The sequence below is a fragment of the Paenibacillus sp. PK3_47 genome (assembly GCF_023520895.1).
Taxonomy (GTDB): domain Bacteria; phylum Bacillota; class Bacilli; order Paenibacillales; family Paenibacillaceae; genus Paenibacillus_AQ.
In genome coordinates, this window is record NZ_CP026029.1 from 5,726,226 (window position 1) to 5,753,131 (window position 26,906).

20 protein-coding genes are annotated in these 26,906 nt (G+C 48.6%); 11 read left to right on the plus strand and 9 right to left on the minus strand.

Annotation, left to right across the window (positions count from 1 at the left end; genetic code table 11):
• Positions 1-21: 21 nt before the first annotated feature.
• On the minus strand, positions 22-894 hold the full coding sequence (locus C2I18_RS24915) for an alpha/beta fold hydrolase (protein WP_249898405.1): 873 nt from the start codon (positions 892-894) through the stop codon (positions 22-24).
• Between the two features lie 220 nt (positions 895-1,114).
• On the opposite strand from C2I18_RS24915, the gene C2I18_RS24920 reads away from it, so the two are divergent.
• The 7 genes from C2I18_RS24920 (at position 1,115) to C2I18_RS24950 (ending at position 8,081) form a co-directional block, all read left to right on the plus strand.
• Entirely contained in the window at positions 1,115-1,495 is a 381-nt protein-coding gene (locus C2I18_RS24920) for a GntR family transcriptional regulator (protein WP_249898406.1), read from the plus strand.
• Positions 1,492-2,355, plus strand: a complete 864-nt coding sequence (locus C2I18_RS24925; protein WP_249898407.1) for an ABC transporter ATP-binding protein — start codon at positions 1,492-1,494, stop codon at positions 2,353-2,355. The genes C2I18_RS24920 and C2I18_RS24925 overlap by 4 nt, the downstream gene beginning before the upstream one ends.
• Position 2,356: 1 nt before the next feature.
• Positions 2,357-2,992, plus strand: a complete 636-nt coding sequence (locus tag C2I18_RS24930) for an ABC-2 transporter permease (RefSeq protein ID WP_249898408.1) — start codon at positions 2,357-2,359, stop codon at positions 2,990-2,992.
• 131 nt (positions 2,993-3,123) lie between these two features.
• Positions 3,124-4,236 carry a metallophosphoesterase gene (locus C2I18_RS24935; protein WP_249898409.1) on the plus strand — a complete coding sequence of 371 codons (1,113 nt, stop codon included), beginning with the start codon at positions 3,124-3,126 and terminating at the stop codon, positions 4,234-4,236.
• Between the two features lie 101 nt (positions 4,237-4,337).
• Positions 4,338-5,960 (plus strand): helix-turn-helix domain-containing protein, encoded by a 1,623-nt coding sequence (locus tag C2I18_RS24940; RefSeq protein WP_249898410.1) that lies wholly within the window; start codon positions 4,338-4,340, stop codon positions 5,958-5,960.
• Positions 5,961-6,057: 97 nt separating this feature from the next.
• Positions 6,058-7,044 (plus strand): ABC transporter substrate-binding protein, encoded by a 987-nt coding sequence (locus tag C2I18_RS24945; protein WP_249898411.1) that lies wholly within the window; start codon positions 6,058-6,060, stop codon positions 7,042-7,044.
• Entirely contained in the window at positions 7,044-8,081 is a 1,038-nt protein-coding gene (locus C2I18_RS24950) for an NAD(P)/FAD-dependent oxidoreductase (protein ID WP_249898412.1), read from the plus strand. Before C2I18_RS24945 ends, C2I18_RS24950 begins: the two co-directional genes overlap by 1 nt.
• Before the next feature lie 60 nt (positions 8,082-8,141).
• Here C2I18_RS24950 and C2I18_RS24955 read toward each other — a convergent pair whose 3' ends face one another.
• The 3 genes from C2I18_RS24955 to C2I18_RS24965 form a co-directional block, all read right to left on the minus strand.
• Complete coding sequence (locus tag C2I18_RS24955; protein WP_249898413.1) at positions 8,142-9,788, minus strand: alkaline phosphatase; 1,647 nt, start codon at positions 9,786-9,788, stop codon at positions 8,142-8,144.
• 309 nt (positions 9,789-10,097) lie between these two features.
• Complete coding sequence (locus tag C2I18_RS24960) at positions 10,098-10,301, minus strand: hypothetical protein (RefSeq protein ID WP_249898414.1); 204 nt, start codon at positions 10,299-10,301, stop codon at positions 10,098-10,100.
• A gap of 291 nt (positions 10,302-10,592) precedes the next feature.
• Complete coding sequence (locus C2I18_RS24965; protein WP_249898415.1) at positions 10,593-12,881, minus strand: preprotein translocase subunit SecA; 2,289 nt, start codon at positions 12,879-12,881, stop codon at positions 10,593-10,595.
• A gap of 329 nt (positions 12,882-13,210) precedes the next feature.
• On the opposite strand from C2I18_RS24965, the gene C2I18_RS24970 reads away from it, so the two are divergent.
• Complete coding sequence (locus tag C2I18_RS24970; protein WP_249898416.1) at positions 13,211-15,115, plus strand: serine hydrolase domain-containing protein; 1,905 nt, start codon at positions 13,211-13,213, stop codon at positions 15,113-15,115.
• 495 nt (positions 15,116-15,610) lie between these two features.
• A complete protein-coding gene (locus C2I18_RS24975; RefSeq protein ID WP_249898417.1) occupies positions 15,611-16,294 on the plus strand; it encodes a hypothetical protein in 684 nt (227 codons plus the stop codon).
• 397 nt (positions 16,295-16,691) lie between these two features.
• Here C2I18_RS24975 and C2I18_RS24980 read toward each other — a convergent pair whose 3' ends face one another.
• The 5 genes from C2I18_RS24980 to C2I18_RS25000 form a co-directional block, all read right to left on the minus strand.
• On the minus strand, positions 16,692-17,606 hold the full coding sequence (locus C2I18_RS24980; RefSeq protein ID WP_249898418.1) for a carbohydrate ABC transporter permease: 915 nt from the start codon (positions 17,604-17,606) through the stop codon (positions 16,692-16,694).
• A gap of 16 nt (positions 17,607-17,622) precedes the next feature.
• Complete coding sequence (locus tag C2I18_RS24985; RefSeq protein WP_249898419.1) at positions 17,623-18,561, minus strand: ABC transporter permease; 939 nt, start codon at positions 18,559-18,561, stop codon at positions 17,623-17,625.
• A 138-nt stretch (positions 18,562-18,699) separates the two neighbouring features.
• On the minus strand, positions 18,700-20,376 hold the full coding sequence (locus tag C2I18_RS24990; protein WP_249898420.1) for an ABC transporter substrate-binding protein: 1,677 nt from the start codon (positions 20,374-20,376) through the stop codon (positions 18,700-18,702).
• Positions 20,377-20,485: 109 nt separating this feature from the next.
• Positions 20,486-22,231 (minus strand): sensor histidine kinase, encoded by a 1,746-nt coding sequence (locus C2I18_RS24995; protein ID WP_249898421.1) that lies wholly within the window; start codon positions 22,229-22,231, stop codon positions 20,486-20,488.
• Positions 22,232-22,245: 14 nt separating this feature from the next.
• Positions 22,246-23,814 carry a response regulator gene (locus tag C2I18_RS25000; RefSeq protein WP_249898422.1) on the minus strand — a complete coding sequence of 523 codons (1,569 nt, stop codon included), beginning with the start codon at positions 23,812-23,814 and terminating at the stop codon, positions 22,246-22,248.
• A gap of 283 nt (positions 23,815-24,097) precedes the next feature.
• Here C2I18_RS25000 and C2I18_RS25005 point away from each other — a divergent pair, with 283 nt between their 5' ends.
• Both C2I18_RS25005 and C2I18_RS25010 read left to right on the plus strand, forming a co-directional pair.
• Entirely contained in the window at positions 24,098-24,766 is a 669-nt protein-coding gene (locus tag C2I18_RS25005; RefSeq protein WP_249898423.1) for a hypothetical protein, read from the plus strand.
• A 513-nt stretch (positions 24,767-25,279) separates the two neighbouring features.
• The gene (locus tag C2I18_RS25010; protein ID WP_249898424.1) at positions 25,280-26,893 is read left to right on the plus strand and encodes an ABC transporter substrate-binding protein; all 1,614 of its coding nucleotides are present in this window, start codon (positions 25,280-25,282) and stop codon (positions 26,891-26,893) included.
• Positions 26,894-26,906 lie beyond the last annotated feature (13 nt).

The following is a 26,906-nucleotide window of genomic DNA, read 5'->3' on the forward strand; positions in this document are numbered from 1 at the left end:
TTTAGCTCTGCTGTCCTGCCTTTATCTATTGCCGGATGAACGGATCATCCGGATAATTTCGTCTGCGACCAGCCGGGGTTCGGAGAACATGATCATATGCCCGGAGAGCGGGGCTTCAATCAGGCGTCCGTTTGACAATGCTGCGGCTGTCCGGCGGTGGGCTTCATGAAGCGCCGGCCGGGTCTTGCGTTCCATCCCGGACATCAAGGTTCCTGAGATGACGGAGACTTCAAGATCCCCTAAATTCAGCGGGTAATCCCGAAGCGTCCGCAGGTCCTCTATAAAATTATTGCCTTCAGCTATAATCGTTCTGGCCGCCTGTACAGTGAAATCATCGCGCCGGTGATCCTTATAGACATCTGCCGGAAGGACTCTTCCCGGCCTTGCGCCCATCATCCTGTAGAGGCCGGTTCCGGCCATTACAGGCAGCAGCGTGTTCATTCTCCCGTAATGCTTCGCCGAGGCCTCTTCAAAATACATTCCGCAGTGCTCGTCTGTCTGATCCACCAGCACAAGCCCGCGCAAGCGGGCATGATCCATTTCCGCAGCCAGCTTACGGATGATGGGGCCGCCCCAGCTGTGGCCGGCGAGGATGAACGGGCCTTCTCCGAGGTGCTGCAGCAGCCGGGCCAAGTCATCCGTGATTCTGGCCAGCGTCCTTGGCGCAGAATCCCGTTCACTGCGGCCGCTGCCCGCACGGTCGTAGACGACAGCACGCGCATGTTCAGCAACAAGCGGCTGTACGAGTCCCCAGGCGGAACGGGACATGCCCATCCCGGATTCAAACACGACGGTTAGCCTGCCCGTGCCGCTCTCCATATAGTGCAGCCGCCGCCCGTCGCCGGTCTTAATATAATGGCTGTCTCCAAAAGTGTGCGATGTATTATGCGGCATAGTCAATTCCACCCATCCATTAAGAATCATTCTCAATTGTATTGTATGACAAGAGCAGAGAGGGGACAAGAGCCGCTGTTCCAGGCGTTTTTTGGATAGGGCAGCCCCGCTTATTTTGCTGTAATAAATATTTTTACCCGGAAATATTTACAAACCCCACAAAACCAGCTATATTGTACAGGTACAATAAGTACACTTGGCGGCCGTAAGGAGGAAGCTCTTGGAGATTATCATTAGCAATAACCGGAACAAGCCTATTTATGAACAGATCACTTCGCAGATCAAAGCCATGATTATGAGCGGAGAACTGCAGGCGGGAGATCCCATTCCCTCCATGCGCTCCCTGGCCAAATCCATTCAAGTCAGCGTCATTACGGTCCAGAAAGCTTACGAAGATCTGCAGCGGGACGGATTCATAGAGACTACTGTAGGACGCGGAAGCTTTGTCTCTGCGGTCAGCAAGGACTTTTATCAGGAAGAACAGCAGAAGAAAGTGGAGGAGCATCTGCTGTCTGCAGCCGAGATCGCCCGTACAAGCGGAATTCAACTGGACAAATTGGTGGAGCTGCTGACTGTCTTTTACAAGGAGGATGAACAATGACTTATAGTTTAGAAATTGCAGGCCTGGCCAAGACCTACCCGAACACCGATTTTTGTCTCGACAATGTTACATTCTCGATTCCCAGCGGCACCATTATGGGGTTTGTCGGTGAAAACGGCGCGGGTAAAACGACCACCATTAAATCCATACTCAACACCGTCAAAAAAGACAGGGGCACAATCAAGCTGTTCGGAAAATCTATGTCTGACAAAGATACGGAAATCCGCGAGGATATCGGCGTTGTTTTTGATGCGGTGAACTTTTCCGGTGTCCTGACACCGAAGCAGCTGGCCAAGGTCATGAGCGGGGTGTATAAGCAGTGGGACCAGGATTTCTTTTTGGACATCATGCAAAAGTTTAACCTTCCCCTGGACCGGAAAATCAAAGGATTTTCACGGGGAATGACCGTAAAGCTGTCCATTGCCGTCGCGTTGTCCCATCAGCCCAAACTGCTTATTTTAGATGAAGCTACCTCGGGTTTGGACCCGATCACAAGAGAAGAAATCCTGGAGATATTCCTGGAATTTGTAGAGGACGAAAGTCACTCCATCCTGATGTCTTCCCACATCACAAGCGACCTTGAAAAAATCGCCGACTACATCACCTTCATTCACCGGGGAAAGATCATCATGACTGAGAGCAAAGACGATCTGATATACGGATACGGAGTTGCCCGCTGCAAAAGTGAACAGTTCAAGCGCATAGACCCAGCTGATAGAGTCGCATATAGAATGAAGGAGTTTCAGACCGATGTGCTGGTAAAGGATAAGAAAGCTTTTGCGCAAAAATATGACGGCATTATCGTAGACCATGTGTCAATCGATGAGATTCTGCTGTTCCTGGTAAAGGGGGAGAGATAAGATGAGAGGACTGTTCTTGAACAATTACTATTCCATGCAGAGCAACATCAAAGTATCGCTGAGCATAGCTGTGGCACTCTTGCTGGTTACTTTTTTTGTAAGCGACATTAAAGTCATGAATGCACTTATAGCCGGACAGATCATGCTTTTTGCTGTGAGTATAGGCTCTTCTTTGCAAGTGGATGAAGCTTCCAAATGGAGCAGGATGGAAATCACCCTCCTGGTCAAAAGAAGTACGGTTATAGGTGCCAAATACCTCTCATTCGTGATGCTGCTTCTGTTAGGGATGGCCATTAGTGTATGCACAACGATTCTGCTGTCATTAAAAGAGTCAGTAAGCCTGGCAAATCTGTGGAACGGCTACAGCTTCGGCCTGTCGCTTGCGATTCCTGTGATCTCGGTCTGCTTCCCGGCGATCCTGAAATTCGGGGTGGAGAAAAATGAAATGCTGCTGTTCCTGTCGGTGGCTGCTGCGCTGGGAATGAGGTTTCTGGTATGGGTGCTGATCAATATGACGGGAAATACCGTGAACTTTAACGGCTCCGAGGTAGGTAATGCTGCGCTTATGGTTTCACTTCTGATGTTCGCGGCCTCCTATTTTCTATCGGTGCGGATTCAGGAAAATAAAGAATTTTAAGCTATCGGTTCAGAACATAGATAAGGCGCGCTTGCAGTGGAACCTTGCATTTGTGTAGACTTGTTTAATAGAACCCTTGTACGGATCAAGGGACCAAAAAACAGCGCATACGCAGAAGTAAGGTGGTTAGTATGTTTATCATCCTTGGACTTGTTTTTATCGCTTTATACGCCCTGATTGTATTCTACATAGGATGGAGCGGCTGGAGCTGGATCAAGCCGGTGGTATCGGGCAGATTCCGTATCATTTATATTATTGTGCTGATTTTTCTGGCGAGCTCGCTTATTCTCTCCAGAGTGATCGCGGGGTCAACAATTTTAAGCGTGATCGGCAGTTATTGGCTCGCTTTGTTCAGTCTGCTGGTTCTGCTGCTGCCGCTCATTCATCTCGCAGTCTGGTTAACCAAGCTGTCCCGGTTGCCGCGCCATTCTGTTCAGAAGTGGTCCGGAATTATTACCTTTACTCTATTGGCTGTTCTGCTCGGATATGGAAGCTATAATGCTTTTAGTCCGGTTACGCGGTCTTATGAAGTGAAAATTGATAAGCCGGGACCGGCAAACGGCGAGCTGCACATTGTAATGGCGTCGGATATGCATTTCGCTTATTTATCCGGAGCAAACCATGCGAAACGGATGGTAAAGGAAATCAACGCGCTGCAACCGGATATTGTGCTGTTTCCCGGCGATATTGTGGATGATGATATTGTGCCTTACCGGGACAAAGGCATCAGCAATATTTTATCTGAGATAGAAGCTCCACTGGGTGTGTATGCCTCGCTCGGCAATCATGACCGATTCAAAGGCGACACCGCAGAGCTGATTGATCTTCTGGAGGAAAGCGGGATGCAGGTTCTTTATGACGAGACTGTGGAGGTCGGAGACTGGCTGACGCTGATCGGCCGGAAGGATTACAGTGATGCAGAGCGGGCGGAGCTTAATGAACTGACAGCTGGCATTGATAAATCCAAGCCGGTAATTATGCTGGAGCACCAGCCGGTCGAGTTCAGTACCGCTGAGGAACAGGGCATAGATCTGATGGTCTCCGGCCATACCCACCGCGGACAGATCGCACCTGCCCATCTCATCACATCCAGGTTGTTCGAAAATGACTGGGGTTACCTGCAGAAGGGGCAGTTTCATTCCGTCGTCTCTTCGGGATACGGGTTCTGGGGGCCGCCGATCCGGATCGGGTCGCGCTCGGAGGTTGTGTCCATTAAAGTGCAGTTCTCCGGTTCAGAACATTAGAGCAGAAGGGGCAGTCCGGATATATTATATCCGGGGTGTCCCTTCTTTTTTGCCAAGGAAAAGGTAAAATGTAAGAAGGACAACGCAGAGAGGGTGGCAGGATGGCCGGCAATGAGTGGATCGCTGAATGGATATTAACGGAGCCGTTAGACAATTTATGGGTGGTTGCAGGCGAGGTTCATTACTATAGAAATCCTGCCTTGATTTTTATCACGGATGGGCAGTCTGTCTGGAATATTCATGGAGAGAAGATACAGGTCTCCTCTGGACAGCTCATCGCTGCCGAAAAAGATACCGTCATCAAGATTATGGAAGGCGGCACAGCGGATTTGACAGGCTGGGAAATTCATTTTCATACCTATAAGCCCTTCAGCAGTGAAGAGGGCGGGGCGGATGTGGACTGGAAGGTGCCGGACGGCCATACCTTTCAGCAGGTGCAATTAACAGGTCATGCTCTGGCAGGCCTGGGTCATTATTTCAGAGACAATGGAACACAGAACTTTATTCCAATCAGGCTCAGTAATCAAAGTCTAGTATACGAATTATTAAAACATCTCTACCGGAATCAGCCGGATTCCGGGCAGACTACCGGGGAAGGACTGCTGCGGTCCATTACCTATATGCAGGAGCACTATGGAGAAATTATTACCCGCAATCAGCTGGCCCGGATTACCGGTGTCAGTCCATGGCATTATTCAAGGAAATTCAGTGAGCGGTATGGCATTTCACCTCTGAGTTACCTGGCCCAGTATCGCGTGTACCGTGCACAGGAGCAGCTGCTGCTGACCCGTTCCACCTCCCAGGCGATTTCCGGACAAGTAGGTTTTGAGGATGTTCATTATTTCAGCCGCCGCTTTAAGCAGTTTACAGGGGTATCTCCGCGAAATTATGCCCAGACACTAAATCAACGCAAAATTGTAGCTTTAGCGCCCCTCCTTGCCGAGACCATGATCGGATTAGGTGTTATTCCGCATGCTGTAGTGTCGTCGCCCGTACTATTGGCGGAACATCAGCTGGAGCTGTTTACAGCTCACGGCGTTGAAATACTGGAAACCGATCAATTTAACCTGGATGTTGAGCGGATTTCGCAGGTGCAGCCTGAGTTAATCCTCGGCCCTTTTATTACAGAAGACAAGAAGCAGAAGCTGCGCACAATTGCACCAGTTATTACCGACCTGCAGCTGGATCTGGAGGACCTTCTTATCCCATTGGGAACATTGCTCCATAAGGAAAAGGCGGCAGCGGGCATTTCCCGGGCTTTGGCTGCAAGAGTAAATGAAGCTAGAAATCAGCTGAATCCGGTTATTCAATCCGCCGCAACTGTAATGGTGCTGAGAATCGAACCCTTTGGGTACCGGTACTTGGGCGGCCGCTCCAACAGGATATCCCGCCTTCTCTATGACCATCTTGGGTTAGGTCTGCCAGAACCGTTAAAAGCAGGGGAGGCGTGGTTTAATCCGTGTTCCGCTGAATTGTTAAGTCTGGCAGATCCGGACTATTTGTTTGTGGAGAGGCGTGTCATGGAGCATTTTGATGCTGAGGACAGCAGCAGGAAACTGATGGAGAGCAGTCAGTGGAAGAACCTTAAGGCAGCCCGAAACCAGCAGGTCTTTTATATTGATACCCGGCTTTGGGTGGATGGATGCGGAACTTCCGGATATCCGGTGATACTGGATCAGATCGTCAGCTTTTTAAGTGGTTCCGAAGCCGTCTGCGCACAATAATCCACATCATTCCGCACAATCCGCTATGGAAAGGCTGCCGCTAATTTGATAGTGTATTGATAATAATTATCATTATCATCATAAGGGGCGGTATTTCATGTTTAAAACGCGTTTTAAAGGGATTGTATTTTTGCTGTTGGCTCTGAGTCTGGTATTAGGTGCATGTTCCAATGCCTCTGCACCGAATGGGACAAATGCTGCTGCAAACACAGAAACTGCGGCTGGCGGCAGCAAGACAGTACAAGATATATTCGGGGATGTCGAAATCCCGTCCCGGCCGCAAAATCTGCTCGTAACCAATTCCAGCTATGCAGAATATCTGATCGAGATGGGGATTGTACCGCAGATGGTACTCTTAACTCCTGCAGTTGAGCCGGACTACCGCGCACCTTATTTTGAAGAGCATGGCGTGAAGATCATTGAAGGGGAGCAATACCAGTATAATTATGAGCAGCTGCTTGCCCTGTCACCGGATCTGATTATTTCCCAAGGAGTGGGCATGGAGCAGACGGTGTATGATGATCTGAACAAAATAGCGCCTACAGTTGCCGTTGATACCACTGGTGATATGGAAGACGCCATGCCGAAATTTGCAGAGATGTTCGATAAAACGGCTGAAGCCGAGCAGGTATTAGCCGAGTTTAACGGCAAAGTCGAACAAGCCAAAGCCAAAATCGGGGAAGCGGTCGGAGACAAAACAGTGCTGGTTCTGCGGGTGGAGAGCGACAGATACCGTTATTTAGGTGCAAAAGCACCCAATAGCAGCAGCAGATTTTTTTATGAGAAGCTGGGACTGAATATTCCTGAAATTTTTAAAGATTCTGAAGACTGGTTTACACCGTTCTCATTAGAAATTTTGCCGCAAATCAAGGCGGATTACATCTTTCTGGAGCAGCGGACGCTTGAAGGATCTGATGCCACACAGTCCATGAAGGACCTGGAGGCGAACCCTTTATGGAAGAACATGGAGGCTGTGAAGAATGGACAAGTCTTCCCGCTGAAAACCAGTGATTTCGTTCAGGGTGTTGGCCCTGTGGGTTCAGCTCTGCTGATGGATTATGTGGTAGAAAAGCTGGTGCCCTAATGAACCAGGAGCATCCGGATATTTATGATGTAACGATCGTAGGAGGCGGACCTGCAGGCATGTACGCAGCCTTTTACAGCGGGATGAGAGCCATGCGGACCAAAATTATCGAAGCCAAAACGGAACTGGGCGGGTTCATGCGTACTTATCCGGAAAAGCTGATCTGGGATGTTGGCGGAGTTGAGCCTGTCCGTTGTGAAAAACTGATAGATTCGCTGGAACGGCAGGCCAGAACCTTTGATCCGGAGATTGTATTCGGGCAGGAAATTGCCGGCATGGAGCGCCGCGAGGATAATGTCTTTGTACTGACCTCCAAAACAGGGGAGTGTCACTACACCCGTACGGTCCTGCTGTGTGCCGGACGAGGGATGACGCAAATTCAGAAACTGGATATCGAGGGGGCCAGCCGTTATGAATTAAGCAATTTGCATTATACAATAACGGACCTGTCCCGGTTCAAAAATAAACATGTGCTAATCTCCGGCGGCGGTAATTCCGCAGTAGACTGGGCAAATGAACTGGCAAATGTGGCCAGACAGATCACTGTGGTGCACAGACGCCATGAATTTGGCGGACATGAACAGCCAGTAGAACAGATGAAGGCTTTTGCCAAAGTAATGACCCCGTACAGCCTTAACAAGTTATTTGGAGCAGGAGAACGGATTGAACGCGTGGAGCTTGTTCATACAGGGACAGGGTCCTTTGAGGAATTCGAAGTGGATGAAGTCGTTGTAAGTCATGGATACGACCGTGACTTCGGTAATCTCAGCAGCTGGAAGCTTGACAGAGGAGATTACGGAATTATTGTGGATCCGCAGATGAGGACAAGTGAAGACGGGATTTTTGGAGCCGGGGATTTTATCACTTATGACAGCAAGGTCCGCCTCATTGCAGGTGCATTTAACGATGCCGTTCTGGCAGTCAACAGTGCGAAAAGATATCTTGATCCTGACTCCTCCAAAATGGCGGGCGTATCCTCCCATAATCCACGCTTTTCAGAGAAAAACAAAGAGATTGTACAGCAGGAGATAGGTTAACAAGCTGCCGGGAAACAATCCCGGCAGCTTAGCTGTGCTTGCTATTTTATACAGCAGCTTTTATTGAATAAGATCAACCGCATCCTGCGGCACAAAAGCTTCTACGCCATTGTAGACAATCACACCATCTAACGCAGTTTTGCTGCCATTAAGGAGCGCAATGTTTTTGTAGATTTGCAGTTCGAGCTTAGTGGTGCCTTTGGTTACGAGGATTTTCGGATTTTTGGCATCGGTCAGATCCAGCTTGTACGTTGCGCCTTTGGCCGTAAAGGCCTGTTTTGCCGGAACGAACAATTGCTTACTTGTACTGTCGAGGTCTAGGTTCAGCACACGCGCCATATATTTGGCTACATCTGTGTTGTCAATTACACCGAAAGGCCGGTCATTATTTGGAGCATACGTATACAGCACCACATCTCCGCCCGTGTGTCCGCCTGTCGTCCAGCCAATGCCGGAACGTTTGCTGATCATCGGTCCAACGGTATAGTTCAGGCTGCCAGGGCTGGCTGCTTTGATTTCAGCAAATTCCTCGGTTGTCAGGTCGGTAATGCCAAAATACTGCTGCATCACCGCTTTGATATTGGTGCGGTTAGCATTGAGCTTGGATTCCAGGCCTTCGCCGGTCAGCTTGGCCTTTTTCAGAGGTCCGATAAATGTGGACAACGGCTCTTTATCATAAGTACCTGAAGTTTCGTTATTTCCGATGGTCAGACCGCCGTTCTGGTGATCTGTAACAGCAACAACGACGGTTTCCGTATCTTTTTTGGCAAAATCAACAGCTGTTTTGACAGCATCATCGAAGGCCAGCACATCACTGATGATGCCGATAGGGTCGTTGGCATGTGCCGCCCAGTCTACTTTGCTGCCTTCAACCATGAGGAAGAAGCCGTCTTCGTCTTTGGACAGCACCTCAATGGCTTTGGCCGTCATCTCGGCCAGGCTTGGCTGCTTTGCCGGATCACGATCCATGTTGTAAGACATGCTTGCCGGGGCAAACATCCCCCACAGCTTGCCTGATGTCGAAGCTTTCATCGCAGCCGGAGTAGTTACATAGTCATATCCCAGTGCTTTAATGGAAGCGACCAGGTTTTCACCGTCTTTGCGTCCGGCAGGCTCCAGAAAGCTGCTTCCTCCGCCGAGAACAACGTCCATCCCGTTATAAACCTGCTGTTTGCTGAGGGCATCATAGTTTTTGCGGTCCGGATAGTGAGCCGAGAAGTCAGCGGGTGTAGCGTGCATAATTTCGGAGGTCGCGATAATGCCGGTAGCTTTGCCTGCCAGTTTGGAGGCTTCCAGAACGGAGGCTACAGGTTTTTTGGCATCTCCAGGGGCAATGGCCTGAAGCCCTGGCATTGTCGCTTTATCCGGCAGTACGCCGACATATCCTGTATGTGATTTGTGGCCTGTAGCAAAGGCTGTTCCCGCAGGAGCAGAGTCTGCAATCGGCGCATCTGCAGAGTGTGTACGAACCATGCCGCTGGCCATGGAGTCCAGTGCCAGAGAAGATCCCTTATACCAGCGGGCCAATGCAGTGGCATCATTCGCCATACCGTCGGGGATCAGGATTATTACATTTTTAATGGGGGAGACAGTAGAGGCGGTTTCTTCCGCAGCCAAAGCTGCACTGCTGCTTCCCAGTGTAGCTGTAACAATGGTCGTAACTGCAAGCATTTTTTTGACCGTACGGGTATTGAACTGGTTTAACATTAGTACATCCTCCTAGTGATATGCATAGTTTGGTGTCCAAAACCCAGTGTATATAATAAATGATAAGTGAGCGTTTGCACTGGGTTAACTAAATGTAAACTTTACGAATAATAAATAGTGTGGAATTTAAAACGGGGGAAGGGAATGAACGAAGAATAGGTTCACGCGCAAAAAGCCGCCCCGGCTTCGCTTGCAGCGAAACCCGGACGGCCCTTCGAGTTATCATTCAAATAGCGTGTACACGTGAATGTTGCGCAGTTACAGCTTTTATACTGTACGGTCTTTAGCTGTAACAGTGTCTCCCTTTTATCAGGACTCGGAGTCCTGGCGCTTGACTTCCTCGTCACGAACCCCATTCAATTCATACTCGTTCTGGTGAAGCTCCTTGAGCATATTACGGTAAATATGGGCCTCTTGACGGTCTAATCCGTCGCGATTTTCTTTTAAAATCCAGTTCTCGACTGTTTTCTTCAATATTTCGCTTTTTCGCTCCAGCAGTTCCGTATAACTCAATGTGCTTCATCCTTTCCGGTTTGCAATTTCAGACGCCGGATGGACCTTGCTCTAGTGTGGACTCAAGATGGAATCCTGAACGCAACATCACATCCGGCGTAATGTTTACCATTATACAGGAAAGGCTGGAGGGACCCAACGCGGCTCAGCTGTCTTAAGGCAGGGTAAGCTCAGCTAAGACTGGATTACGCGTCCTCAGCGGACCTCTCCGTAAAAGTGCGGCCGGATGCTCCGGGATGCTGGCAGATGCTTCTTAGCTTATCAGTTATTTATTCTTCAAAAAGCAGCGCATCAGTACTTTGGCAGCTTATATACCGGCCACAAGACCAGCCTGAATATTTTGCGGCCCCAAAAGGCGATAACGGTTCCTGCATTCCATGAGCCCCGGTTATTCTGCATGAATTGATCATTGATAATATAAGTCCTGGTGGAAGGAGGGCTTTTCAGGCCGAGCTCTTCCCACCTGGCCGGATCATTCGAACCTCCAAGCTTTGCAAGCATATTAGCGCATTCTTGATTGATCTTAGCCGGAAGCTGGCCGAAGGCCCGGGTGATTTGCGCATGAAATTCATCAATCGGATTGCGGCTGGCGAGGCTCTCCAGGTGGATGCTTTCGCGAAGGTAAGAGACATAGGCGAGATGGTCAGCCCAGAGCTGGTCAATATAAAACAGCCGTACCCGCTGCTCGGAAGGGCTAATCGGCTGCTCGCCTTTCAAAATTCCGAGCCGTTCACCGTATAGAATCCGCCTCTGATCCTCCACCATATCTGAATAACTGTTCAATTCCTTGTGTATCTCGAAGTTTTGGCCCATAACGACGCGCTGGATATGCGTGATTTTGCTGCAGAGCACAGCATCTTCCAGAGCCTCATCCTGTCTGGCTGCACGAACCGTCGCCCTGATGCCGAAACGAAGCAGCATTTCGTCTTCCAGGCTTACAAAAAATACGGAGGATCCCGGATCACCCTGGCGGCCCGAACGTCCGCGCAGCTGGTTGTCGATCCGCAGGCTCTCGTTCACATGTGTACCAATTACGTATAACCCGCCCAGTCCGGCAACAACTTCTGCCTGCTCGGGGTCGCCGCCGCCGAGCCGGATGTCGACCCCGCGTCCCGCCATATTCGTAGATACCGTCACCGCGCCGGCTTCTCCCGCTTTGGCGATAATTGCGGCTTCTTCTGCGTCATTTTTTGCATTCAAAACATGACAAGGTATGCCGGCAGCGGCCAGCGTCTCCGCCAGCTTGTCCGATTCCTCGACGCTGGACGTACCGATGAGAATGGGGCGTCCCGTTCGATGAACGGATGAGATTTCTTGTACAAGCGCCTTAAGCTTGGCTTCTTTATGGGTATAGATCCGGTGCGGATGGTCGATCCGTATGTTTGTCCGGTTCGGCGGGATTTGCAGTACCTGCAGCGCATAAATATCTTCCAATTCACTTGCGGAGACCTGTGCGGTAGCCGTCATTCCGCAAATCATCGGATACAGACTGATGAAGTGCTGGATGGTGATTGTCCCGAGGATTTTCCCGCCGGCTGTCCACTGCAGGCCTTCTTTCGCTATCAGCGCGGCCTGCAGCCCGTCGGGCAAATACCTGTTCTCGGCTACGCGGCCGGTATATTCTTCGATCAGCTCGATGTTACCGTCCCGGACGATATAATCGACGTCTTTTGTTAACAAAGATTCAACATGCAGCGCGCAATTCAATGAAGTTAACAGATGACTGTTATGATCATCGTACAAATTACCGCAGCCAAGCAGCGACTCTGCCAGTGCAGCGCCGGCATCATTCAGATACACATTCCGCTGGAATTCGTCAAAGTCGTAATGCTCTTCGGGCTGCAGCTGCCTGGCCACTTCCGCAAACATATTGCTGCCGCTCTTGGGCGAACTCCACTCGCTGCTGATGACCAGCGGCACCCGCGCTTCGTCTAGAAGCAATGAATCCGCTTCGTCGACGATTACGTAGTGGAAAGGACGATGTACAGTATCTGCTTCACTTAATGCGATCGTGTCGCGCAAATAATCAAACCCAGCTTCTTTAGCTGTAACATAGGTTATATCTGCTGCGTATGCTTCCCGTTTCTCGAACAGACTCATGCCGGATTGAACAGAGGTTACCGTTAATCCGAGGAAGCGGTAAACCGGACCCATCCACTCAGCATCCCTATGTGCCAAATAATCATTAAAGGTCAGCACATGGACGCCTCTGCCGGTCAGCGCATTCAAATAAGCGGGCATAACGGCAGAAAGTGTTTTACCTTCACCAGTGTGCTGCTCAATCAACAATCTCTCATGCAGAGCGATAGCCGCCATAATCTGGACATCGTAAGGCTGCAATCCGAGCGTTCTTTTCGCTGCCTCACAAACTAATGAATAAGCATCAGGCAGAAGTTCATCCAAAGGCGTACCTGCTTGTGCTTCCTTTTGCAGCCGGAGTGATTCTGCTTGAAGCTGCCCGTCGTCCCATGCATCCAGCTTCCGGTTTCTGATGAGCTCCACTTTGTCACGGTAGACCTTCAGCTTATTCTGATTGTCGCGGTCGTAGAACTTTTGCATTAACTTTACGGCCATATTCATAGAAAGCTGATCTCCCCTCGCTAGAAAAACGCTTAGATTTGAACACTGTTGAGCTAAGCCTGGCCATCCGCATTGTGCGGATAAAACCTCTTTTCAATGACTGCGGGCTTATGAACTTCGTATTACTACGTAAAAACCGGGCACTGGTTTCTATAAATTACCTGCTGTCACTTAAGCTTTCCGCATACAGTCTTACTTTTTGTGTATCTGGATTACTCTGGTATTTCGTGGCGAAATATTTATTTTTACAATTTTTTACGCTTATGTGTCAGGATTTTTGTTAGAATGGGAGGAATGCAGGGGTTTACCCGACTAAAGGAGAGGTTTCATTGATAAGAAGGAGATGTGTATTCGTATTCTCGGTTCTATTATTACTGTGCAGTACTGTCACGGCATATGCAGCAGAAGAGTCCATCGGGGGAGCAACGCCTTCCGGAATTCCGCTGACAGGTTTAGAAGCTTTAGCAGACGATTATGTAAAAGAGTACATAGGGCAACATTCTGTTGGTGCGTCTGTTGTGGTGGTGAAAGATGGGCAGGTGGTACTGTCCAAAGGATACGGCTACGCAGATGTGGAACAGCAGATCCCGGTCACGCCGGAAACAGTAATGGAGTGGGGCTCCATCAGCAAGCTTACAGTTTGGACGTCCGTGATGCAGCTGGCAGAGCAGGGGGCGATTGACCTGAATGAAGATATCCGCAAGCTTTTGCCGCCAAATTTTCTGACAAAGCTGAATTATGATGAACCTATAACGATGCTCCATCTGATGAACCATAATGCGGGATTTGAAGAGTATATGTTCGACATGGCTTATCAATCCCCTGGGGAGGTTCGGCCGCTGGAAGAAGGACTGAAGCTTGCCCAGCCTGAGCAGATTTACAGACCCGGTGAGGTTGTGGCCTATTCGAACTATGGCAGCTCATTGGCGGCATATATTGTGGAGAGAATCAGCGGTCAGCCTTTTCATGAATATGTTCAGAAGCATATTTTTGATCCGTTAGGCATGAAGGACTCCATTGCCCATTCCGTCGTGGAGGAGCGCCCGGAGCTGCTGGAGCATAAAGCTAAAGGGTATTTCTTCGCAGGAGAAGGAAGATTTACGCAGGGGGCATGGAATTATATGTCCATGTACCCTAACGGCGGAAATAACGGCACTGCGGAAGATCTGGCTAAGTTTGCGATGGCTTTAGTGCCTGCGGCGGGAGAACAATCCCCGTTGTTCGGGAATCCGGAGACGCTGGACACCATGCTGTCCCGGAGTTATGCTGCAGCAGAAGACATGCCGGGCATTGCCCATGGATTCTGGGAATATCCAGGACTGCACCGGACACTGGGGCATGGCGGAAATACGATAGCTTTTGCCACCAATCTGCAGATCGTGCCTGAAGAACGGTTCGCGGTCATAGTTATGGCTAATCAAGCCGGCGAATCGAGTATCGTTCATGGCCTGACCAAAGCGATAGTAGGCATGCGTGAGCAGGCTGATGTGGCCGGTCTGCCGGATGTATCAGAGGTGGAAGGGAGGTTCCTGGCTGCACGCCGGCCTGGAGAAGGCTTTATGAAGCTGTTCCCTTATCTTACAATGATGAGCCTTAAGCCGCAGGGGGCAGATCAGCTACAGGTGTCCCTGGCGGGCATGAGCGGAAGCTATAAGGAGGTTCAGCCATACCTTTACCAGAAGGTGAGCGGGGACCCTGGCCTTGATGTCTGGCCCATGCTGTATGCCAAGGTCAATAATGGAAAGGTAGCGGCAGTCTCGGTATATACCTCGGATTATCTGCCGCTGCCTGCCGGCAAATCCATGCCGGTGCTGCTTATAAGCGCTGCGCTTGCGGCATTGGCTATCGCGTATTTTATTATCTCGCCATTTGTACTGCTGGTGCAGGCGGTCTTGAACAAGCGGAGAGGCGGAATCCGGACTGTACCCCGTGCCGGCAGCCGCAAGGTGGCGGCTGGACTCACCTTAACGGGTACCGGTATTGTGGTGAACAATCTGGTGCTGGCTTTACGGATGCTGAGCAACAGTGAGCGGGCGTATGCAGAAGTGTACCCGCAGATTATAATAAACTATGGGCTGACGGGTTTGGCTGTACTGCTGGCCGCTCTGCTGCTGTTCTCCTGGAAGAGGAACCGGTCCGGTTCAACGGCCCGGGACAGTTGGGCGGTTATTCTGCCTGTTGTAATGACCGTTGTTCTGGTGGGACAGCTTGTGTTCTGGGAGTTTTACAGGTAAAAGATAATTCGGCGTGAATTCAGTATCAAGAGCTCTTTGTGAGTGTGGGCTCTTGGTCTTTTTTTGTGAAAAGTCGTTATAGTTGTCCTCGTAACTGTTCCGTCATATCAGGGGATGGTATGGAGGCCCAATGTATGTATGCGGTAATTGAGTACAATGGGCCGCTGTAAGGGCAAAGGGTCGGATGTACACGAAGACCGAGTACAATACACAATGCACTAATCGAATGTAAGCGGAATGATTATCCGTAGCATAGAGTGAGGGATAGGAGTCATTGCAGGTAGAGAAGTTGGGGAAAAACTTAAACTAAAATGGTTAGTTTGCTATTCTGCCATCAAATTAACAATATTTGTATTTTTTTAGCCGACTAAAAGTGGCAGACTACATATAAATGCAGGCTAACGCGGCAAAGAATGCCCCGTCTCCTATTCCAATCGGAAGGAGGCGGGGCTTTGTGCATTTAAAAACTAATTTTGTAGCAGAAAGGGGAAGGGTATGGGGTTTAGAGAGGAACATGAGCAATGGTTGTTTGATCATTTCAAGCGAAGAAAAGGGGAGCGGCTTGATGCTCTGAAACGTGGTCACGGCTATGGTAACCGCTTATTTGTCGAAGAAGTGTGGTGGCCGCTTGCCGGCCATTTTGATGGACTGCATCCGGAGTATGAAGTGAGGGACTGGCGTGGCCGATCATATTTTGTAGATTTATTGTGGGAGGTCGGTTCCTCGCGTATTGCATTTGAAGTTATGGATTATGGCTCACATGGTACGGACCGGAGCAAATACCGGATGGACCTGAACCGCGGGCTTTTTTTGCAGTCACAGGATTGCACGGTACTCTATATCTCGCTGGATGAGCTCAAAGAAAATCCGTCTTTCATCCTTACGGCACTGCAGAACGTTCTGTATCCTTATTTGTCCTCGGGTCTGTCTGCGAACAGAACAGCTGAGAGAACTTACTCAAAAATCGAACGTGACATAATGCGGTCAGCGATTCGTCATCACCGTATCCTTCGCCCGGCTGCTGCTGCAAAAGAGCTGGATTTGCATCCGATGACGGTCATAAAATACTGCCGCAGACTGGTGGAAAAATGTAAATTCCGGCCTGTGGCAAGAGGAGCCTCCCAGCGGATTGTTTACTATGAATACATTGGTATGATTCATAGCCCGGATCTGGTTTGATGAATGATCTGTTCCGAGGTAACTTTGTGAAAACCAAACAGTGATAGCACAGGCAGGTAACTTACCTAAATGTACTCGAAAAACCGAGTATATTGGGCCACCGCGAGTGCCAGCGTCCCCAATGTACTCGAAAAACCGAGTACAATGGGCCACCGCGAGTGCCAGCGTCCCCAATGTACTCGAAAAACCGAGTACAATGGGCCACCGCGAGTGGCAACGGCCCCAATATACTCGAAAAACCGAGTACATTGGTCCACCGCGAGTGCCAGCGGCCCCAATGTACTCGAAAAACCGAGTACAAGGGCCACCGCGAGGTACCAAAAAACAAGCGATCGCCAAAGGCAGTGCGCCTCTTGAAGATCGCTTGTTTTCCAGTATGGGAGTGCTTAAGTTTGCGTTAGCCTTTTACACCACCGACCACCATTCCTTTGACGAAATATTTCTGCAGGAACGGGTACACGATAATAATCGGTACACTGGCAACGATGGTCATGGTAGCCCGGACGGAGGTTGGCGTTACTGCGGCTTTATTTCCCTGAGCATTGGCGAAGGCATCGGCTGCCGAGCTTGCACTGGCTGTATTTGACGTGGACAGCATCTTCATCAGTTCATACTGGAGAGTGCTGAGGCTTGGTGTAGAAGAGTTATACAGGAAAACGTCAAACCAGGAGTTCCATTGGTACACGGCTACGAACAACGAGACGGTGGCAAGCGCTGGAACGGTCAGCGGAAGCACAATGCGTGAAAAGGTAATGAAATCCCCGGCACCGTCGATTTTTGCTGATTCCATCAGACCCTCTGGCAGTCCTTCGATAAAAGAACGGATCACGATCATGTTAAAAACACCGATGATGCCCGGGATAATGTATACCCAGAAGGTGTTCAGCATATGCATTTCTTTGATCAGCAGGTAGCCTGGAATCAAGCCGCCGCTGAAATACATGGTAAAGATAAAGGTGACGGATACGAACTTTTTCAGTTTGTATTCCGGACGGCTAACTGTATAAGCCAGCATTGCTGTACAGAACACGGAGACAACCGTTCCGACAATGGTGCGTGCAGCAGAAATAAAGGTTGCATAAAAAATGTTGGATTCACTAAAGACATATTCGAAATTTCTCAGTGTCCATTCCCGCGGCCAAATGTAGATATCCCCGCGCACTGAATCATTGGCATCGTTAAAGGATAGGGCAAGCATATTCAGAAAAGGGTAGAGGGTAACAATAACCAGCAGGATCATAAAAATAGTATTGCAGATATCAAATATTCTGTCACCCAGCGAGGAATTCCGGAATTTTTGGTTTTGTGCCATAACGTGTGCCTCCTTTCTAGTACAATCTGCTTTCGCCCATACGCTTGGCGAGGTTGTTAGCGGTAATTAAGAAGATAAAGCTGACCACGGTTTTGAACATGCCGGCTGCAGTCGCAAGGCCAAAGTTATTCATTTGCATGCCGTATTTCAGCACGAATATATCTAGATTTTCCGAATAATCAATATTCATCCCGTTGCCAAGCAGGTACTGCGCTTCGAAACCGGATTCAAGGATATGGCCCAGATTCATGATCAGGATCAGAACAATTACCGGTTTCATGCCTGGAAGGGTGATATACCACATCCGCTGAAGACGGGAGGCACCGTCTATTTCGGCGGCTTCATATTGGGACGGGTCAATGGTGGTGATGGCAGCCAGATAAATGATCGTGTTCCAGCCTACATTTTTCCAAACTTCAGTGACTCCGAGAATTCCCCAGAAGTACTCGCCGACCCCGAGCCACAGCACAGGCTGATCAATGAGATTCAGGCGGAGCAGCAGCACATTGACAATTCCTTCAGGTGCCAGAGCTGTCTGCACGATATTGGCCGCCACTACCCATGAGATAAAGTAGGGCAGGTAGCTGATGGTCTGAACCGTGCGCTTGAAGAAAACTTTACGCAGTTCATTCAGCAGAAGGGCCAGGACGATAGCTGTTACAAATCCAAGGACCAGATTAATCGAGCTCATCACGAGCGTATTGCGCAAAACACGGTAAAACTGCGGTTCCTGGAACAAAAATTTGAAATTATCCAAACCCACCCAGGTTTGATCTAAAAAATCTCTGGCCGGCTTGAATTTTTGGAAAGCAATCGTCCATCCCCAAAGCGGGAGGTATTTGAAGATTATCACCCACAGAAGAAAGGGCAGTGACATCAGCATTAGCATTTTCTGTTTAGATAACTCTTTGAAAAAGACTTTCACGCGCGAATCGCCAGTATTCGATTGCGGCATTAGTCCAGCAGCAGGTTTCTCCACCTTAACAATCCCCTTTCCCAGACCTGTATGATCTCTTTGCAGCAATTCTAGAAGGGAAAAGTGAAGACAGCTTCACTTTTCCCGGTATGGAATCCTAATAGAACAGCTACTGACTTACCATTTTCCATCGATGCGATTTTTGATCTTGTTCGTCATGAATTCTTCGAAATCTGCCGCATCCAGTTTGTTATACTCAGCGAGATATTCATTCCAAACGTTTTCAAATTCGGCTGGGGAAGAAAGCACTAAGCGGGAATAATATTTCTGCTGCAGATCTCCGGCACGCTGGCTAAACAGCTGTTCCGGGGAACCAGGCTCACGCTCAATACTCCAGGCCGGGTACCATGGACGTTCCACCGGCTCGGCATAGAAGTCACCGAAAGTTTTCAGCTTGTAAGCATCAAGCAGGGCCTTGTCGCCTTCTGTATAATTGATTGCCGCCACTTCCGGCTGGTTGAACGGAACATGGGCATTGCCGTCGTCATACACTGAGTTATCACCGTACCGCGGCCACTCATAATCGAAATAAGCAAAGCCGTATTTGCGTTTGAAATCATTGTCGTTACGGTTGGTAAGCTGTTCTTCGCTCATCACCATGCGTCCTTCTTCATTCACGGAGTAGGTGACTCCTTCTTCGCCCCACTGGACAAGCTTCTGATTCTCATCCGTCAGCAGGTTATCCCAATATTTGATGATGCGTGCCGGATCTTTAGCGCTTACAGAGATACCGAGTCCGCGGTTATTGACGAAAGATGGAGGATCCACATATGCGTCTGTAATGCTCTCGTCATAGACAATCGGAAGGGCGACATAACGCAGGTCGTCATCTCCGGCTGTTCTCAGGTTGGTTGTCGCATCATTAATCTGCCAGGAATAGTTTACAAATCCGAGTACACGGCCGGAAGTAAGCTTGGCGAGATACTGGTCTTTGTTGGCGGTAAAGGTTTCCGGGTCAACCAAGCCTTTGCTGTTCATTTCATTTAGCTTGGCCAGCCAGCGTTTCTCATCTTCAGTTCCCTGATAGAGCTTGGCTTCATGGGTTTCCATATCAACCATGACGGCGCCCTCATTCGGGTAGCCGGCCAGATGCATCGGCTGATTCGTAATGGTGAAGAATTCACCGGCGGTGCCTGCAAAGGTAACGAATCCAATGGTGTCTTTTCCATCTACGGTAGGGTATTTGGCCTGATATTGTTCGATCAGGTCAAAATACTGGTCCAGTGTTTTGACTTCCGGATAGCCGAATTCTTTCAGCACGCGCCGCTGCATCCAGAAGGTGCTGGTTGGGTCAGGCGGCGACAAGTATCCGTTTACATTCGCAGTGTAGGGAAGGATATAGATATTGCCGTCTTCATGTGTAATTTTATTCATATAGTCGCCATAAACACGTTTGATATTAGGACCGTATTCCTCAATCAGATCATTCAGCGGGATGAGTGCACCGGCATCCAGGAACTTTGCAAGCTCGCCTACGGGGGAGATGACGTCAGGATAATCGCCGCCGGCAATCATTACGCCCGATTTGGTGCTTGCATCCCCGACAACAAATTCCATCTTCCAGTCAACACCCGTTTGTTCCTGAAGAATTTTACCGATCGTGGTATCACTTGCCATCACATCTCTATTATTACCAAAACCAAAGTAACTGTAAGTAACCGGTTCTGTGCTAACCTCACTTCCACCGGACTTACTGCTGCCTTCTCCGGCATTGCCGTTCGAGCAACCTGCCAGCAGAAGCGTCGTAGCCATGACCGCAGCCAGGCTGGATTGTAACCATTTTTTTCTGTGCATTGCAGTATCCCCTTTCTGTTGTTTGTAAGCACTTTCAGTATAAAATAAAGCCTTTCGTATTGTTACATGGCAAACTTTAGATCGGTCTTTGAATAATTAAGAAACAAATTTATTTAATGGCCAGCGGCAGCCGGAGGAGTACGCGTGTTCCTTCCCCGGGTTCACTGGAAATGTTGAAGAAGAACGATTCACCGTAATAGATTCTCAGCCGTGTTATAACATTTTTCATGCCGATTGAATCGCCCATCGCAGAGTCATCCTCAAAGTAATCCTGCAGCTCCCTGATTTTCTCCTGATCCATACCGACCCCATTATCTGCACTTACAAAGATGAGCTGACCGTTCTCCTGGGCAATCTGTATGTTGATATATCCGATGCCGGCTATATTTTCAATGCCATGAATACTGGCATTCTCCACAAAAGGGAGGAAGGCCATCTTCGGTATTTCAATGTCGAGCAGGGATTGATCCACCTCAATATGATAGTCCAGCTTTGTATCAAAGCGGTATTTCTGAATCTCCAAAAAGCTTTCGATTAACTCCAGCTCCTCGCGGATCGTTACGAAGCTTGTTTTCCAAAGGATCGATTTGCGGAAAATTTTGGCCATATTCTGAATGGTTCTGGCGGTTTGAGTTTCGCCTTTCATCTGGCTCCTCATTCTGATCGTCTCCAGCGCATTAAATAAAAAGTGGGGATTAATCTGGCTGTGGAGCGCATGCAGCTGGGCCTGCCGCTGGCGCAGCTCCAGTTCCTTTTTTTGTATTTCCGCTACATAGACATCATTGATCAGATTCCCGATCCGTTTGCTCATCCGGTTGAACTCGACCGCCAGCTCACCAACTTCATCCCTTTCCCCGTTATAGGGGATCAAACCGAAATTTTTGTCCTTTACGGACTTCATCTGCCGCAGGATGTTGCGGATACGGGTATGTATGGAGCGGGACATGATCAAGATCACGATGGTTGGCACGACGAAGTTAATCACCGCAAACCACAGGATAAACTGACCGGATTGTCTGACATCCGAGAGAATGATCTCTTCATCCAGCACCCCGTAAACAGACCATCCGCCTACATAACGGTTGTTCTGGTAAGTTTTCCCGATGACAATGGCTTTCTCCGGTTTGGGGATGTCACTGAGAGAAATAGTCTGTTCTGCTGTGATCAGCCCGCTCGGTTCACCGTTGGCCAGACGCCCGTAGCGGGCCTGATTGGATGGATCCAGAATGTAAAAGTCGCCGGTGAAGCTGGATAAATCCAGAATTTGTTTTATATAATTCATATTTAAATCAATTTTGAGCACATGCTCATAGGTCTCCAGCCGGCGATCAGAGAGTCTTTGAATGACACTGATATTATCGGGTGTTACGAAGAGATGCGGATGTGTATTGTTGAATGTATTGATCTGTCCGTACCAGTCGCTGTTCCGTGTATCATCCTCAAGTCTAATGATGTTGCCTGAGGCAAGAATAGTAGGATTGTCCGTCATGATGACTAAGGAGCTGATCACTTTGTTTTCCTTATCCGTGCGGTTGAACAGATTGGATATGGTGTTGAGCGATTCAACATAGCGATTATTAGATACAAAGGTAGTGTTTAAATGCTGAATGAGCTGCTTGTCAATAGAGTAGAGGTAGGACATGCCTGCAGCATCGTCAATAACGGTTTTTAACTCGGCTTGCAACAGGGACATCGCTTGTTCCGCATCAGAAGTCTTCTGAGTTTTGATATTCATGGTAGTTACCTTGTAGAACATAACATTGGTCAATATGATTGGTATGAACACACATACAATGTAAATCACGATCAGCTTGCTTCGAAGCTTCATATGATGCAGCAGACGGAAGTTGATCACTGACAGGTACCCCCTTATTTCTTATTATCGAGCATCAGATTGCGGTAATCGGTAGGTGTCATATTCTCGAGCTTTTCAAATTGGGTAGTAAAATAATCCGCATTCTGGAAGCCGACCAGCTCAGCGATTTCGTACATGCGTTTCTTCGTCTGCCGCAGCAGACGTTTGGCCTCCTCAATGCGCAAGGACAGCAGGTATTCATTGAAATAGACGCCGTAGGTTTTACGGAACAGTTGTCCGAGATAGACCGGATTCATGTTAAAATCAGCAGCAATCCCCTTCAGATAAATGTTTTCTTTATAGTGTCCGTCGATATACTTCTTGATTTTTTCTATACTGCCTTCACTCTTGTCTCCGCGCTTTCCGGCAATATATTCAGCTGCTTCCCCGATAAAATGCAGGAAAACCTGCTTCAGCTGGTGCAAATTGCGGTATTTGGTCTGCCAATGGAGCAGCTCGGCCGTCGAGTATAATTGGTTCTCATCACCTTCCAGCTGACGGATGATATTGATGATGGCGATCATGCTCCGTCTGATCGTGTTCGTAACGGCCCCCGGAGCGAAATGGCGTTCCTGAAACTCGGAGAAAATAACATCAACCGCGGAGCTGTAGGCTTGCTTGTTATTGGCTTCCAGCTCATAGATCAGCTTGCTGTGAAGCCCTTCTTCCACATCAAAGTAATATAAAGGAAGCTCCAGCAGCTTATCAGCCATGAAAATGCCTTTAAAGCTGGCGGAGAAACGGTAATTGAGGCATTTTTCAGCACTGGCGCCGGAGGCCACAATTTGTTTCAAATGGTTCGCTTTACAGCCTACAAACAGGGTAATTGTCGTTTTGAGCTCTCTTTCCAGCATGTCCAGCATACCGGCATAGTTTTTCGGCCCGTAAGGACTCAGCTCATTCATCCATAGTTCAGGGACGATGATCCCATACTGGTTGTTCGGGCGTCTATGAATCAGCAACGTCTGCGTCTTCTGATGAAAATAACGCTGCAGCGCTGCCTTCAAGGCAGGCATATAATCAATTTCGCCATGGGGAAGCCCGTCCTGCATTTCTGCAATGACATATGTATAGGAAGAGGAGATCGGCAGCTCCAGTGCATAGGCAATCCGTCCCATTACCTGGTCATCCGGTTCTGTCTGCAGCAGGCTTTCGATGACGGTTTCGACAAGCGGTTTTTCTTTCGTGATGGATAACAACTGTTTTTGATTTAACGTGTGGGCTATCTTTTTTAAGGCAGCTGTAAGCTCCTGTTCATCTACGGGCTTCAGGATATAATCTGAAACATTGTAACGGAACGCCTGCTGGGCATACGAGAAATCAGGATATCCGCTTAAAATAATAAATATGGGCTGCTGCTCAAGCTCTGTCTTTACTTTCCGGATCAGCTCCAAGCCGTCAAGGACAGGCATCCGTATATCTGCAATCACCAGCTCAGGGTTTAACTGTTCGATCAGGGCGAGCGCTTCTTTGCCGTTTTCCGCTTCACCGCAAATTTCAAATTGCAGCGGGCTCTCGTTCATAATAGAGATTAGACCTTTACGGACAAAAACTTCATCATCTACAATCAGCACTTTATACATTGATTTTCCTCCTTGGTGTAATATAAGCAGGTGGTGAAAACGATTCCATATGTGGCATCCGGAAGGACACGAACCCATATTCACCCCCGGGAGATTCCGGGCAACGGTGCACTCATTATAAGCAATGTTTGGCAAGAAGTTAATCTATTGCAGTGGAATTTTTAATAAAATTAATCATTTTACTAGAGAAATGTGGGTACATAAAGACATAAAGTGTGTAAATATCAAGCCGCTCTTTAAGAATACAACTTTTGTTATTACCGTAAGAGAGGAGCAACTGTGAATGGATTCTTGGATTTATCTGGTGATCACACTGTTTTATGCAGGTCTGGGCGTATGGGGAATAATGATGTGCATCCGCGGCGAGGCGAGGCTGGGTTATGTTGCTCTATTTGCAGTAACAGCTGCACTGATCTGGGATAATGGAGTTATGGCTGCAGGTACAACGATAGGAGAAGGCGGGCTGCTGGAATCATTGAATACGGCGAGATACTGGCTGCATGCTTTCTGCACGCCGCTGCTCGTACTGGCCAGCCTCGATCTGATCCGGTGGGCAGGCAGCACATGGGCCAAAACAACGATTGCGAAAGCCATTGCCTGGATCTTTACGGCTGGTCTTATTGTGCTGGAGTTAACTACGCATACATTCTCTCTGCAGCTTAAGCCCATGCTTGAATACGGTGCGCTGCGTTATGTGCCTGCGAATGAAGAGTCCGGACCGCCAGTCATGGTTTTGCTAATTATGATTCCACTTTTAGCAGCCGGAATTACCCTCTGGAAGCGAAAAGTAACGGCCATTCTGTTCTTGGGAACAGCCCTGATGCTGGTTGGCAGCATGATATCACTGCCAGTGGAGAGTTCGGCAATAACCAATGTGTTTGAATTGATATTAATAGCGTCTCTTTGGTACTCAGTGTATGCATTGCAAAAGCAGGAAAGGCGCAATGGATAGGGCGGATGATTCAGACAAAAGGAAGGGTCAATCCGGGTATAACCGGTTGGCCCTTCTAATTGATCAGAAGCCAGTAACAGAAAGTTCACCAGTAAGAGGTCAGGAGGAAGTACGCCAATCAAGTCAGTGCCTGAACCACATTGTTCTTGAATCATGATAATCTGCGGAATACACCGCCCCGAAAGTAGACCTGTCGATTAAACAAACCATCAAGTAAACCTGTACGGACTCAAACAATCCCTACACCACTACAACAGCCCACAATGCCCGCGTCTGCTCAAGACCTCTGGGCATCCTCGAACCCCTCACAGGCAAGAATACCAAAACGCTTCCACCCAAACGCCCAAAAAAATGAAAAATATTTGATAGATGGAATTTACCATTATATTGGAAGGAATTATATTTTAAGGACACACCTTAATTGACCCTATAAATTATGCTTCAAAATTTAAGATTGACAAATAAATAGGGTTGGGTTTTAATCGTAATTATTACGAATTAAGGAGAGTGACGATGAAGATTAAATGGTTGTTAATTCCAATGGTCTGCATGTTGATGGTTATTATCTGGGGATGCAGTAGTGAATCAAGTAACTTGAACCCTGCCGCAACTTCAAGCATGCAGCAAGATAATAACAGTTCAACGGATAATGAGTCAGCTGCGAATGCTGTCAATAATGATTTTCCGCAAGAATTGATTATTGTCGATCAGGAAATTGCAGCAAGTGTAGACCCTGTGGCGCCTTTAACTTCCAGCTATTTAGTGGCCCTTGCTGCCGGAGAACCTTTATTCAAGGTGGATGCAAATGGTATAGTCCAGCCTTTATTGGCAGAAGGTGCTGAAGCAATAGACTCGACCACATGGGAAATCTCCTTGAAAGAAAACGCACAATTCTGGAGCGGGAAAGCGGTCGATGCGGAAGCGGTCATTGCTTCGCTTGAACGTTCTCGGGACCTGGACAAGCAAGTTATTCCTTACATACAGGATTTGACCTTTACCCCGGTTGACACCTATACGATCCACGTTAAAACGGCACGTGAGCATATGGACGTCCCTTTAAACCTGTCTTACTATCAAACGCTGATTCATAACGCAGAAGCATCCTTTGATTCTGTCGAAACAATGGACCTTACAGGTATGTACAAGGTGGTGGCGTTTGAGCCGCAGAAGCGCATGGAGCTTGAGATTAACGACAATTATTGGGGGCGAAAACCGACCATTCCCCGGATTGTCCAAGAGCAAATAAGCGATGAGCAGACACGTATGCTTTCTGTATTGAGCGGCAATAGTCATATCGCTCATAAAATGCCAGTGTCCGGTATATCACAGTTGCAAGGAAGCGATGAAGTGAGAATTTCGGCTGTGCCGGCTGCGAATACGCAAACGATTTATTTAAACCTGAGTCAAAGCAAGTTCCAGGATGTCCGGGTCAGACAAGCATTGTCCTGGGGGATTGATCGCGATGAATTGATTGTCCAGGCTGCAGAAGGACAGAGCATTCCATTGACGACATGGATGAGCTCAAATCCGGCATTTTCGGAAGCGCGCAACGCTGTCTATACACAATATGATGCTGAGCGCGCGGGTCAGCTGCTGGATGAAGCGGGCTGGCTGTTAAGCGATTCAGGCGTACGGATGAAAGACGGAGAGCCCCTGACAATCAATCTGATGACATGGGGTGGCGACAGTGCACTGGGAGAAACGCTGCAATTCCAGTGGACCAAGCTGGGGATTCAAGCGAATGTACAACACGGGGACTATAATTTGATCGAGGTTGCTCGTGAAAATGGGGAATGGGACGCATTTATTGAGGCCTGGAGTACATTTGGCGATCCGCTAACATTGATGAAAGGACAATTTTCACCTTCAGGAAGCGGCAATTACGGCGGATTCGACGATGAGCTGACGAATGATTTATTGGAACAGCTGGCTTTAGCGAACGATGAGGCAACACGGCGTGAGCTGGCGCTCGAAATCAATGCTCACGTAGCTGAACAAGCTCCGGTTGTTAGCCTTTTTCCTCGCCCGCAAATTACGGCCGTTAGTCAAAAGCTTGAAGGTTTTGTCGATCATTTCCGCCAGTTCGAAAATTTGGTCAATGAAAATTTGACATTCGTATCGCCATAAGGAGGCAAGCGTA